This window comes from Kluyvera sichuanensis (assembly GCF_014218705.1).
Taxonomy (GTDB): Bacteria; Pseudomonadota; Gammaproteobacteria; order Enterobacterales; family Enterobacteriaceae; genus Kluyvera; species Kluyvera sichuanensis.
Genome location: NZ_JABBJF010000002.1, coordinates 292534 through 304881, shown reverse-complemented (window position 1 = coordinate 304881; position 12348 = coordinate 292534). Strand labels below are relative to the sequence as shown.

The following is a 12348-nucleotide window of genomic DNA, read 5'->3' as shown; positions in this document are numbered from 1 at the left end:
ATTTTATGTGTCGAAAAAAAAAACGGACAAGCCAATGGCTTATCCGTTTTTATAAACGCAGTTTATGCAGAAGTTAGTCGCGATGTTCGAAGGCCAGCGCCTTGCGCTCGATTAAACGCATCATCAGCGTCAGCAGGCCGTTTACGACCAGATAAACCAGCCCGGCAGCGCCAAAGACCATCACGTCATAGGTGCGCCCGTAGAGCAGCTGACCGTGGCCCATCACTTCCATCAGCGTGATGGTGTAGGCAAGAGACGTACTCTTGAACACCAGCACCACTTCGTTGGAGTAGGACGAGAGCGCGCGTTTAAACGCATACGGCAGTAAAATAGCCAGCGTATCTTTCTTACTCATCCCCAGCGCATCACAGGACTGCCACTGGCCTTCTGGAATGGCGCGAATCGCCCCGAAGAACAGCTGTGTGGTGTAAGCGGCGCTGTTCAGCGACAGCGCAATCAGCGCACACAGCCACGGCTCAGAGAGCAGGTGCCACAGCACCGGGTAGTTCTGCAGCGTCGGGAACTGGCCTGGGCCGTAGTAGATGAGGAAGATCTGCACCAGCAGCGGCGTACCGGTGAACAGCGTAATGTAGCCGCGAACCAGCCACACCAGCACCGGCGTTTTCAGCGTCAGAATGATGGTGAAAATCAGCGCCAGCACCAGCGCCACCACGATGGAGGCAACGGTCAACGTCAGGCTGGTGTGCAGCCCTTTCATCAGTTCCGGTAAATACTCGAGCATCAGCCTGGTCTCCGTTCAAAGCGAGTGGTACGCAGGTCAATGCGTTTGAGGATGTACTGGCTGAGCAGGGTAATCACCAGGTAAATAGCCGCCGCCACGATATACCAGGTAAACGGCTCCTGGGTGCGAGTGGCGATACTCTTGGTTTGCAGCATCAGATCGTTCACGCTAATCAGCGACACCAGCGCGGTATCTTTCAGCAGCACCAGCCACTGGTTTCCGAGACCCGGCAACGCGTGACGCCACATCTGCGGCATCACCAGCCGGAAGAAGATGGCGCTTTTCGACATACCCAATGCCTGACCGGACTCCCACTGACCTGCCGGTACCGCTTTTAACGCGCCGCGCAGAGTCTGTGAAGCGTAGGCTGCGTAGAGCAGGGAGAGGGCAATCACGCCGCACAGGAACGGGCTGACGTCGAAGTTTTCGATCTGCATCTGTACCGGAATCTGTACGAAGCCGAGGTTGATGTTAAAACCGTCGGACAGCGTCAGCAGCAGCTGTGAAGAGCCGAAGTAGATAAACAGCACCACCAGAATTTCCGGCAGGCCGCGCAGCACGGTAACCACCGCGGAGCCGAGCCATGCGATAGGGCGCCATTTAACTGACTCCCATACCGCAAAGAACATCGCCAGCGCGAGGCCGATTATCAGTGCACAAACGGCAAGGCCGACGGTCATGCCGGCGGCGCTTGCTAAAGGAAACATTTCGTTCATCAAGTCTTACTTCTGGAACCATTTAGCGTAGATGGTTTGGTAGGTACCGTCTTTCTTCACTTTTTCCAGCGCAGCGTTGAATTTCTGCTGCAGCTCGGTGTTGCCCTGACGGACAGCAATACCCAGGCCGGTGCCAAAGTAGTCTTTATCGGTCACTTTATCGCCGACGGCCGCCAGCTTATCGTTGGCTTTCAGCCATTCGGTCACCACGGCGGTATCACCGAAGACCGCGTCGATACGCCCGTTCTGCAGATCCAGCTTGGCGTTCTGATAGCTGTCGTAAGGCACAGTCGTGATTTCCGGATGTTTATCCATGATGAATTTCTGGTGCGTGGTGCCGTTCTGCACGCCCACTTTTTTGCCTTTCAGCTGATCAACGCCGGTGAACTTGCCTTTCACGCCGATAAACAGGGCTGAGTTGTCGTAGTACGGGGTGGTGAACAGCACCTGTTTTTCACGTTCTGGGGTGATATCCATACCGGCCATCACCGCATCGATACGGCGGAATTTCAGGCTAGGAATCAGGCTATCGAAAGACTGGTTGCTGAAGGTACAGGTCGCATCGATCTCTTTACACAGGGCGTTCGCCAGATCCACGTCGAAGCCGACGATCTTATTGTTGGCGTCCACGGATTCAAACGGAGGGTAAGAAGCTTCGGTCGCGAAACGGATAGTTTGAGCGGCGGCAGCGGAGAGGCTGACGCTAGCAAGCAGCGCGGCAATCAGTACTTTTTTCATCGTCATTGTCCTGAATCTCAGTGAGAAAGATAACTTCTAAATTCATCAGTCTGTGGGCTGTTAAAGCAGCTTGCATCGCCTTGTTCGACGATATAACCGTTTTCCATGTACACCACACGGCTGGCCGTTTTACGCGCCACTTCCACTTCGTGGGTGACGATAACCTGGGTAATGTTGGTTTCAGCCAGTTCGTGAATAATGCTGACGATCTGGGCGGTAATTTCCGGGTCAAGCGCGGCGGTCGGTTCATCAAACAGCAGAACCTGCGGCTCCATCATCAGCGCACGGGCAATCGCCACGCGCTGCTGCTGGCCACCGGAAAGGTGCAGCGGATAGCGATCGCTAAACGGCTTGAGACGTAAACGCTCCAGCAGTTTTTCCGCCCGTGCCATCGCTTGATCTTTGCTTAAGCCCAGCACGCGGCATGGCGCTTCAATCAGGTTTTGCACCACCGTCAGGTGAGGCCAGAGATTGTATTGCTGGAAGACCATGCCGACGTTTTGACGCAGTTCGCGAATCGCTTTGTCTGACGGGGTCTTAGCAAAATCGAAATGGTTACCCGCAATCGCCAGGGTGCCGGATTTCGGCATTTCCAGCAGATTCAGCACGCGCAGGAGTGAGCTTTTACCTGCGCCACTTGGGCCAAGCAGTACCAGCGTTTCGCCCTCAGGGCATTGCAGCGTGATGTCGAACAGCGCCTGATGCGCGCCATAAAAGCAGTTAATGCCGTCTAATTTAATGCTCATTGATACCCGTCACGAATGTGTTGTTCTCGCCCTGGAAAGGCCAGGTGCATGCTCTGCTGTCGTTTTTGGATTTCTCCGCTGAAGGTATCAGCCCATAGAGAATTATCAGCAATTGAGGCCGCAAATAGTACCTTTGACAGAATAGTTATGCAATATTTGTGCGTTAAAACTTAAATATAAACCAACTTTTCTTTTAAAGTTAGCACAAAATAACGGGCGGGGTGGGCGAGGGGTATAAATGTCGGCATTCCACGGGGAATGCCAGACATTTTGCCGGGATAAGGCATTTGACAGAATTACGTTACAATTTATTAACGTTTCTCAAGAGATTGACGCAATGTGCCTGCTGGAGCATGGGTGTTGTTGCCGAGATAGCGAACGTCATCAACGGCCCAGCAGTTGCCTTCGCGAACCATCAGCACTTCATCTTTCCAGCTCTGGGTTCCCTGTTTTAACTCCACGCGCAGCGGAATATTGCGGGCGTCGGTATTCGGGATGGTGGAAGCGCTAGCAACATCGGTACTGTCAGGTGCGCCCGCGCTGCTGGAGAACAGGTTAGATTGCAGCAGCGCACGTTTGTCTGGATCCTGACTGCTGTCGCTCAGCAGCTTCGCCAGACCGTCGCTCAGGTAAGGGCGAAGTGCGGTAAAGTCGGTGCTACGTTGCTGTTTTTGTGCGTCGTAAAATTTCTGCGCCACGGCGTCCGGGCCGCCTTCTACGCACTGTCCTACACGGGTTCCGGTATCTTTATAGGCCGGTGTTACGGTGGTACAAGCGCTCAGCAGAAGTGCTGCGGGAAGAAGAAGTGTAAGGTTGGTGTAACGCATAGTGATTCCTTGTTAGCTGTCTCAACATTCATCGCCCATATGCCGCCATGCAGCGGGCGCGATTTATGTATACCCGTCATACTTCAAGTTGCATGTGCGTTGGCTGCAACTCGAATTATTTAGGGTATATACAATAATGAAGTAATCCCTTTTCAAGCATAGCGTATCGGTCCGATAATGCGTTTAGCGCAGAGAGCTAAGGCATTGAACGTTAACGAAGGAGTAGTCCATGCAATTTTCTACGACCCCCACCCTCGAAGGGCAGTCCATTACTGAATACTGCGGCGTAGTGACGGGAGAGGCGATTCTCGGGGCCAATATTTTCCGCGATTTTTTTGCCGGTATTCGTGACATCGTTGGTGGCCGCTCCGGTGCCTATGAAAAAGAGCTGCGCAAGGCGCGTGAGATTGCATTTAAGGAGTTGGGCGAGCAGGCCAAAGCGCTGGGCGCGGATGCGGTCGTCGGGATTGATATTGATTATGAAACCGTGGGCAAAGACAGCAGCATGTTGATGGTCAGCGTGAGCGGTACGGCGGTCAAAACGCGCCGATGAAACGTTTACTCACCGTGGTGATGCTGGCGATGGTGCTGGCGGGGTGTGCCGGGGAAGATAAAAAGGCCGTTGTTGAAAAGCAAAACTATGTGCTGGATACCAGCCGGGCGTCGCCGCAGGCCTATCCTCGCATCAAGGAACTGGTGATCCACTATACGGCGGATGATTTTGACGTCTCGCTGGCGACGCTACTCGGTCAGCAGGTAAGCGTGCATTACCTGATTCCAGCGGTGCCGCCGCTGCTGCACGGCAAGCCAAAAATCTGGCAGTTGGTGCCGGAGTCGAAGCTTGCCTGGCATGCGGGCATCAGCTTCTGGCGCGGCGCAACGCGCATCAACGATACCTCTATTGGCATTGAACTGGAGAACCGCGGCTGGCAGAAAGCCGACGGTGCGAAGTTCTTTACGCCGTTTGAACCGGCACAGATTCAGGCGCTGGTGCCGCTGGCGAAAGATATCATTAAGCGCTACAACATTGAGCCGCAAAACGTGGTTGCCCACTCGGACATTGCGCCACAACGTAAAGACGACCCGGGGCCGCTGTTTCCGTGGAAGTCGCTGGCGCAGCAGGGTATTGGCGCATGGCCGGATGAAAATCGGGTGGCGTTCTACCTGAACGGGCGTACACCTAACGCACCGGTAGCGACCAATAATCTGCTCGATCTGTTGGGGCGCTATGGCTATGAGGTGAGGCCGGGGATGACCAGAATGCAGCAAATCAGGGTTATTGCCGCCTTCCAGATGCACTTCCGCCCGACACGCTATGATGGCGTTGCCGATGCGGAAAGTCTGGCGATTGTCGAGGCGCTGTTGGAGAAATACGGGCAGGGCTAAGCCCTAGCGGGGCAGCTTACCGTGATCTTCCAGCCAGGCGGCGGTACGGATAATACCGTCGTCAAGCGAGACGATGGGCTCATAGCCCAGCTCTTCGCGAGCGCGGCTGATATCCAGCGTAAAATCGAAGTTCAGCTTTGAGACGCCGTAGTGAGTGAGCGAAGGCTCTTTCGCTTTTTTATCACCAAAACGCTCCATGCTGCGGGCGATCATGTCCAGCATTGGATAAGGCACCGAACGGATCCGGCAGGGGATATCCAGTTCGTCAATCAAACGCTCTACGATGCTACGCAGGGTGCGTGGTTCACCGTTAGTGATGTTGTAGGCGCGGCCGGAAGGCAGGTCGTCACAGCGCGGTTGGCTGGCAAGCCACATCGCGTGAACCGCATTTTCATAGTAGGTCATATCGACCATCGCATGGCCACCGCGCGGTAATAATACGCTGCCGTAATGGTGCATCATCTGCGCCAGACGCGGAATAAACACTTTATCGTGCGGCCCAAAGACGCTCTGCGGACGCAGAATCGTGAAGCGGGTATTGGGGTTGGCCTGCGCCAGCAACTGGATTACTTCTTCGCTGGCCGCTTTGCTACGGGCAAACTCATTGGCGAAACGGTGCGGGCGGAAATCTTCGGTGATGTCGCGATGATGATGGTAATCAAAGTACAGCGACGGCGAAGAGATATGGATGAAGTTGCGAACGCCCCACGCGACGGCCCATTCACCCAGACGGCGGGTGGCGCGAACGTTGGCTAAGTCAAAAGCGGCCTGCGTGCCCCACGGCGAGGTAAAGCTGGAGCAGTGCCACAGCGTGTCGACGCCGGCCAGCATCACTTTGGCCTGGGAGGAAACCAGCTCGGTCAGGTCAGCATGGACGAATTCCGCGCCCATTTTTTCCAGCAGTTTGCCCATCGCTTCGTTGCGACCGCTCGCTCTGACGCTGATGCCTCTGCTACGCAGATATTCAACCGCGTTTCTGCCTAACCCGCTGGTGGCGCCGGTGACCAGTACCTTCATAATCATCCACAGTGTTAAAAAAGTTTTTCGTGCGCATTCTTCCGTTTATTTCACTCGTATGCAATGGGAAACTAAGACGAAAAAGGGTTATTGCGCACTTTTTCCTGTCGCTTCTTCTGCCAGACGGGTGATACGCCGCGCCATTCCCCGGAAGATAAACAGATGTGCCGGGATCATCAATAGCCAGTACAGTAATCCTGGCATACCGTGCGGATGCCACCAGGCGCGAACGTCCAGCTCGCGATGCGTGCCTTTATCGACCATGGTAAAACTCAGACGACCAAGGCCCGGCGCCTTCATGCCGAACAATAAGGTTAGCGCTTTTTCCGGCTCAACGATAATCACCTTCCAGCTGTCGACGGTATCACCTACCTGTAGCATATCTCGCGGCGGGCGGCCTTTGGCGAGCCGATGGCCGACCAGCAGATCCATCGCTGCGCGCGTTTTCCACAGTACGTTACCGAAGAAATAGCCCTCTTTACCGCCCAGACGATTAACTACCTGCCACAGGGCGGGGAGGCTCGCGGAAGTCTGTACGGTAAAGCCAGCTTGCTTGGCAAAAAAGCCGTACTCGGGTCGCCAGCGGGCAAAGGCCTGCGCGTCGTAGCCCCAGTCGCTGGAGTTGGCGAGCTTTTTTTCCTCTTCCAGCGTGCGGCGCACCGCTTCGTCGAAAGGGATCAACTGCTGCGGGATCAGCGCCCGCAGCGTGCGATCGTCCGCCAGCAGATCGTGCTTTAATCCCTGGATCAGCGCTTTGGCGATCGTCGGCGGCACGGAGGTAATTACGTTTAAGAACCACACCGAGATCCAGCTGGTGGGAAGTGGGATCGGGATAAGCGGCCGATGGCGACCGCTGACCGCCATAAAATGTTCAAACTGCTGCTGGTAGGTCAACTCCTCCGGGCCCGCCGCTTCGAACACGCGGTGTTCCGGTGACGGATGGTTTAAGAGCTCGACCAGGTAGACCAGCAGATTTTCCAGCGCGATAGGGGTGGTACGCGAACGTACCCAGCGCGGCGGGGTAAGTACCGGCAGGTTGTACACCATGTCGCGCATCACCTCAAAAGCGGCTGAACCCGCGCCGACAATGATGCCGGCACGCAGTTCGCTCACCGGTACGCCCGCGCTGCGCAAAATATCGGCGGTGAGCTGGCGGGCGCGCAGATGCGGGGACTGTTCATGTTCCGGAGCCTGGAGCGAGCTTAAGAAGATCAGTTGCTTAACCGGGGTTATCAGTAGCGCGTCGCGCACGTTTTCCGCCACCCGACGTTCGTGCTTAATAAAATCTTTACTCTCACCCATACCGTGTACCAGGTAGTAGACGGTATCGACGCCGTTAAGCAGCCTGGCGACATCGGTGGTTTTTTCCAGATCGACCGAATAACAGGTCACGCCCGGAAGCTGAAGTTTTTGCAGCCGCTCAATACGACGCGCCACGGCCCGCACGGTATATCCGCGTTGGCTTAATTCAGACACCAGGTGCTGGCCGATATAGCCGCTGGCACCAAAAACCAGAATAGTACGTGGCACGTCAGGCTCCTTAGCGGGCTAAAAAGGCTTTCCAGTGCGAGACGACTTCCGTGAGCTGCTGGCGATTAACGTCCAGATGGGTCACCAGGCGCACGACAGGGGAGGCGTTAATCAATACCCCACGTTCCTTCATGTACTCACCCAACTGGGCAGCGTGAGCGTCGCCGACGCGGACAAACAGCATATTGGTATCATGGCGCATCACATCCGCACCAATCTCACGCAACTGCTCGGCAAGCCATGCGGCGTTGTCGTGGTCATCCTGTAGGCGGGCAACGTTGTTTTTCAGCGCATACAGCCCGGCTGCCGCCAGAATGCCTGCCTGGCGCATTCCGCCGCCGGTCATTTTACGCCAGCGGTTTGCGCGCTTAATGTAGTCGTGGCTGCCAACCAGCAGTGAACCAACCGGTGTGCCGAGGCCTTTAGAGAGGCAGATGGTGAACGAGTCGCAGTACTGGGCGATATCTTTAAGCTCGCAGCCATAGCTGACCAGGGCGTTGAAGATGCGTGCGCCGTCTACGTGCAGTGCCAGGCCGCGCTCGCGGGTAAATTCCCACGCGTCTTTCAGGTACGCTTGCGGCAGCACTTTGCCGTTGTGGGTGTTTTCGATGCTCAGCAGCTTAGTGCGCGCGAAGTGGATATCGTCGGCTTTGATTTTTGCTGCCACTTTATCGAGCGGCAGCGTGCCGTCTGAGGCGGCATCAATAGGTTGTGGCTGGATACTGCCCAGCACCGCGGCACCGCCCGCTTCATACAGATAGTTATGCGCGCCCTGGCCGACAATATACTCTTCACCGCGTTCGCAGTGGCTCAGCAGGGCTACCAGGTTGGCCTGGGTACCGGTAGGTAAGAAAAGCGCCGCCTCTTTACCAGACAGTTCAGCGGCGTATTGCTGGAGGGCGTTAACGGTAGGGTCGTCGCCATAAACATCATCACCGACCGGTGCGGCCATCATCTCTTCCTGCATGGCGCGCGTCGGGCGGGTTACGGTATCACTGCGTAGGTCGATCACGGCATTTCCTTTTAACTCAGAATAATGCCCCCATTTTTACCTGAGCCAGTGGTTTTTCGCCAGTTTGATCGCGTCACCCTCATTCGGTTTTTTTATCTTCGGTTCTCTATCGATCCTGGTTACGTTGGGCGCAAATCGAACCAATGGTTAGGGTTAAAATAAGCAATGAAGGTAGTGTATTAACGTTTTAGTCAATGAGATTATTCAATTTTTATATTAGCATTTTTAATGCAAGGTGACGTGTATCATTAATATAAATATACTTTTTATGCCTTTACCCATAATTTAAATCCCCGTAATGACATAGCGTTAATCAAAGTGGTAATAATAATGTGTGTAAAAGAAATGTGATTTTTAAAGCCAGCAACTTAATGATGTTGAATTATTTTTGTTGCAAAGATCATTCCTGTTACATTTTAAAAAATAAAAACATATATGTTTATTGCTATTGTTAAATATCTTTAAAACTCTGGGAAAATGATGATTTCATTTGTGACCAATAATTTTCCACTCATGAAGGGAATGGAAGGCATAATACAAAAGTGTGATAGTTTTAACTGTGAGCCTTGCTTTCTGATCATTGATACAACGATGCCAGAGGCATTGATGTATTTGAATTCCAATAAATTAGTGACGGCATGTGGTATTTTTATGCTTGTTAATAACATAAATGAAATATACCTACTACAGCATGTTAATTTCGTCTGTCCGGTGATATATATCGAATTATCATCAGAAATAAATGAAATTGAATCTAAAGTTAATGATTTTATCAGGAATGCAAAATCCAGAAATAACTGTCATTATAATATTGGAAATATCTTATTTCAAAGACTAGTGCCGAGAAATGAGTTATTGGCGGTTCGAATGTTTTTTATGGGGGAGGATATACTGAAAATATCAAAAGAGTTGCGAGTCAGTAAAAAAAGCGCTCTGAATTACATACGCAATGCAATGGTTAAATTAAACTTAAAATTTAGCGTGCAAAGCTATAATTTGTTCCGAACCTACGAATTCCTCGTTCAACGAACGTATCTGAAAAAAGATTGTGGCTATGATGGTGTGTATGATGAAATAAAATGTTTATTGATCAAAAATCGTATCAGGCTAACTATCCTGGCGGTATAAGAACCACCAATTTGTTACCCTCTATAATTTATCCCCGCTATGAGTGCATCATACGTGGGGATAGTATAAACAGAGTATTAGTAACAATACCATTAAGAACATCACCAACAATTTATCTCGCATTCTTTTCTGCATCCATCAGATTATAATACAATGATTTCCATATTCTTCATCAGACATATTTATTGAAGATACCCATGCTACTGACATGGATTGAAAATATACAGCATGAAGGATTGATATTAAATATTAAGCTTGAGTAATTAAGTACTATTCCATTATATGATTAATTATACAAATGTTTATCCGATTGATAAGGTGGTAGCTTATAGTTAAAGTGAAAAATCCTAAAGCCGATTCAAAGTCTGGTTATTTAAAATAGTATAACTAAAGGTCTAAATCAGAACGTCGTGTAATGGATTTATTTCTGACTCCACTAAGTGGTCTATGAGTCGTCGTTCAGTGCTTTTCTTTGTATTTACCCGATTGAATTGTGATACAGGTTACACTTTCAGATTAAATCCGTCGTTTCACTCAAAAAATACCCTTATTTTCAGCAGGTATTTTTCGTAAATGAGAAGTAGTACGGTAAATGTTCTACAGGGATAAACAGGGAAAAAATTTAAATGATTATAAAGTTGCTCCAGGCAGTGAACCGCACGTTGTCGCACGAGGATTTTGGCAAATTATTACTGCGTCTTGTCGTCGGCGGCCTGATGCTGTTCCATGGGCTGCACAAGTTGTTTGATGGGGTTGACGGGATTAGTGCGATGCTGGTAGCAAAAGGGCTGCCGGGCTTTATCGCCTATGGCGTGCTGGTGGGTGAGGTGGTTGCGCCTATCCTGCTGATCCTCGGGGTACTGACCCGCCCTGCGGCGCTGGTGTTAGCGTTTACGATGGTTGTGGCATGGCTGATGGTTGGGCTGGATAAAACCGTCGCGCTGGATAAAACCGGGGCATGGGCGATTGAAAGTCTGGTGTACTTCTTTGTGGCGGCGCTGGCGATTGCGTTTCTCGGTGCTGGCAAATATGCGCTGGGCGGGAAATCAGCCTGGCAATAGTCTGTATTCGGACCGACATCTCGGCAGACGGTAATGCAGGAAAGGGTGAAAATGCGCTCGGGTGCTTGAGGCTATCTGCTTCAGGTACTCTGCGGTAGATAGAGAAAAGCCCCACTCGACTCTAAATCGAATGGGGTACCTGTATGCTCGACACATACAGGCTAGCCTCTTACCCGCCGAAAGGCAAGGAGATGTTAGCCATGAAGCAGCAAAGCTGGAGATTTATCACATTGATAATTATCTGTATTACCGTTGTTATGGTGGTGCTGATAACGAGAAAAGATCTCTGCGAGGTGCGTCTGAAAACGGGGCAAACCGAGGTGGCTGTTTTACGGCTTACGAATCCGAGTAAGAGCACCGGCGGGGAGTCATCCCCGCCACTCTTTATGTGTTGGCTATCTTCATGGCACCCACAGACGTAAAAAAGGCCACCCGGCAAAACCGGGTGGCCTTTTCACATCGTAGCGCCGATTACGCCAGTACCAGATCGCCCTGCGGATGGCAGGAGCATGCCAGTACGTAGCCGTCGGCGATTTCTGCCTCGGTCAACGTCATGGTGCTGGTAACCGTATACTCGCCGGAAACCACTTTGGTTTTACAGCAACCGCAAACGCCTGCGCGGCATGCGGCAACGATTGGCATTTTGTTACTTTCCAGCGCGTCCAGCAGCGTGGTGCCGACCGGTGCGTAGAACTCTTTTGCCGGCTGCAGCTTGGTGAACTTCAGGCCGCTGGTTGCTGCATCAGCCACCGGGGTAAAGAATTTCTCTTTAAAGAAACGCATCACGCCAAGCGCCTTCACCTCGTTCTCGACCATGTCCATGTACGGCGCTGGGCCGCAGGTCATCACGGTGCGAGAAGCCAGGTCCGGCACGCTTTTCAGCAGTTCAGTACTCAGTTGGCCAGAAACAAAGCCATGGGTTGCATTATTTTCCGCGACCAGCGTGACCGGATACTGGCGCCACTCTTCGGCAAAAATGACATCCTGTGGCGAGCGCACGTTAAAAATAACCTGGACATCGGCCTCTGGACGGTACTTCGCCAACCAGCGACGCATCGACATAATCGGCGTAACGCCGCAGCCGGCGGCCAGCATCAGGAACTTGTCATCTGCTTTATCTTCACAGGTAAATTCACCCATCGCATCGGACAGCCAGATGTAGTCGCCGCGCTTCACATCGCGGGTCAGCCACTGCGAACCGGCACCGTCATCAATACGGCGGACGGTCAGCGTAATGTATTCGCTCACGCCCGGCGTAGAGGAGATAGTGTAAGCACGCAGCGTATCCGCTGAGTTGCGCACGCTGACCAGTGCATACTGCCCGGCGTGGTACGGATAATAGTCGTGGCAGAGCAACGAAATTGTCCATACGTCCGGCGTTTCCTGATGGATGTGGTGAACCTGCATCCGCCATGGGCACTGATGTGTTGGCATTGTCATTCTTT

At 52.3% G+C, this 12348-nt stretch carries 14 protein-coding genes; 5 read left to right on the top strand and 9 right to left on the bottom strand.

Translation table 11 applies throughout. The annotated features are described in order from the left end of the window. Positions 1 to 73: 73 nt before the first annotated feature. The 5 genes from artM to HII27_RS03715 form a co-directional block, all read right to left on the bottom strand. Positions 74 to 742 carry an arginine ABC transporter permease ArtM gene (gene artM / locus HII27_RS03735; RefSeq protein WP_185666619.1) on the bottom strand — a complete coding sequence of 223 codons (669 nt, stop codon included), beginning with the start codon at positions 740 to 742 and terminating at the stop codon, positions 74 to 76. After that, positions 742 to 1458 carry an arginine ABC transporter permease ArtQ gene (gene artQ, locus HII27_RS03730; protein ID WP_185666617.1) on the bottom strand — a complete coding sequence of 239 codons (717 nt, stop codon included), beginning with the start codon at positions 1456 to 1458 and terminating at the stop codon, positions 742 to 744. The genes artM and artQ overlap by 1 nt, the downstream gene beginning before the upstream one ends. 6 nt (positions 1459 to 1464) lie before the next feature. Next, positions 1465 to 2196 (bottom strand): arginine ABC transporter substrate-binding protein ArtI, encoded by a 732-nt coding sequence (artI, locus tag HII27_RS03725; protein ID WP_185666616.1) that lies wholly within the window; start codon positions 2194 to 2196, stop codon positions 1465 to 1467. 17 nt (positions 2197 to 2213) lie between these two features. Next, positions 2214 to 2942, bottom strand: coding sequence for an arginine ABC transporter ATP-binding protein ArtP (gene artP / locus HII27_RS03720; protein ID WP_185666614.1), 729 nt, complete (start codon positions 2940 to 2942; stop codon positions 2214 to 2216). Positions 2943 to 3253: 311 nt separating this feature from the next. Next, complete coding sequence (locus HII27_RS03715; RefSeq protein ID WP_185666612.1) at positions 3254 to 3769, bottom strand: lipoprotein; 516 nt, start codon at positions 3767 to 3769, stop codon at positions 3254 to 3256. A gap of 229 nt (positions 3770 to 3998) precedes the next feature. Here HII27_RS03715 and HII27_RS03710 point away from each other — a divergent pair, with 229 nt between their 5' ends. Beyond that, on the top strand, positions 3999 to 4322 hold the full coding sequence (locus HII27_RS03710) for a heavy metal-binding domain-containing protein (protein ID WP_185666610.1): 324 nt from the start codon (positions 3999 to 4001) through the stop codon (positions 4320 to 4322). Further along, on the top strand, positions 4319 to 5155 hold the full coding sequence (locus tag HII27_RS03705) for an N-acetylmuramoyl-L-alanine amidase (RefSeq protein ID WP_185666608.1): 837 nt from the start codon (positions 4319 to 4321) through the stop codon (positions 5153 to 5155). The genes HII27_RS03710 and HII27_RS03705 overlap by 4 nt, the downstream gene beginning before the upstream one ends. A gap of 3 nt (positions 5156 to 5158) precedes the next feature. On the opposite strand, the gene HII27_RS03700 is transcribed toward HII27_RS03705, so the two are convergent. The 3 genes from HII27_RS03700 to ltaE form a co-directional block, all read right to left on the bottom strand. Then, complete coding sequence (locus tag HII27_RS03700; RefSeq protein WP_185666607.1) at positions 5159 to 6172, bottom strand: NAD-dependent epimerase/dehydratase family protein; 1014 nt, start codon at positions 6170 to 6172, stop codon at positions 5159 to 5161. Positions 6173 to 6259: 87 nt separating this feature from the next. Beyond that, positions 6260 to 7702, bottom strand: a complete 1443-nt coding sequence (locus tag HII27_RS03695) for a DUF2867 domain-containing protein (RefSeq protein WP_185666605.1) — start codon at positions 7700 to 7702, stop codon at positions 6260 to 6262. A 10-nt stretch (positions 7703 to 7712) separates the two neighbouring features. Continuing rightward, complete coding sequence (gene ltaE, locus HII27_RS03690; RefSeq protein WP_185666604.1) at positions 7713 to 8714, bottom strand: low-specificity L-threonine aldolase; 1002 nt, start codon at positions 8712 to 8714, stop codon at positions 7713 to 7715. A 492-nt stretch (positions 8715 to 9206) separates the two neighbouring features. On the opposite strand from ltaE, the gene HII27_RS03685 reads away from it, so the two are divergent. The 3 genes from HII27_RS03685 to HII27_RS27510 all read left to right on the top strand — a co-directional run bounded on the left by HII27_RS03685 (position 9207) and on the right by HII27_RS27510 (position 11325). Then, positions 9207 to 9842: a hypothetical protein gene (locus tag HII27_RS03685; RefSeq protein ID WP_185666603.1), complete on the top strand. Its 636-nt coding sequence runs from the start codon at positions 9207 to 9209 to the stop codon at positions 9840 to 9842. A gap of 626 nt (positions 9843 to 10468) precedes the next feature. Next, positions 10469 to 10903 carry a DoxX family protein gene (locus tag HII27_RS03680; protein WP_185666602.1) on the top strand — a complete coding sequence of 145 codons (435 nt, stop codon included), beginning with the start codon at positions 10469 to 10471 and terminating at the stop codon, positions 10901 to 10903. Between the two features lie 143 nt (positions 10904 to 11046). Further along, entirely contained in the window at positions 11047 to 11325 is a 279-nt protein-coding gene (locus HII27_RS27510) for a Hok/Gef family protein (RefSeq protein ID WP_396401343.1), read from the top strand. 49 nt (positions 11326 to 11374) lie between these two features. Here the strand turns inward: HII27_RS27510 and hcr are convergent, their stop codons facing one another. After that, entirely contained in the window at positions 11375 to 12343 is a 969-nt protein-coding gene (hcr, locus tag HII27_RS03670; protein WP_185666599.1) for an NADH oxidoreductase, read from the bottom strand. Between the last annotated feature and the right edge of the window lie 5 nt (positions 12344 to 12348).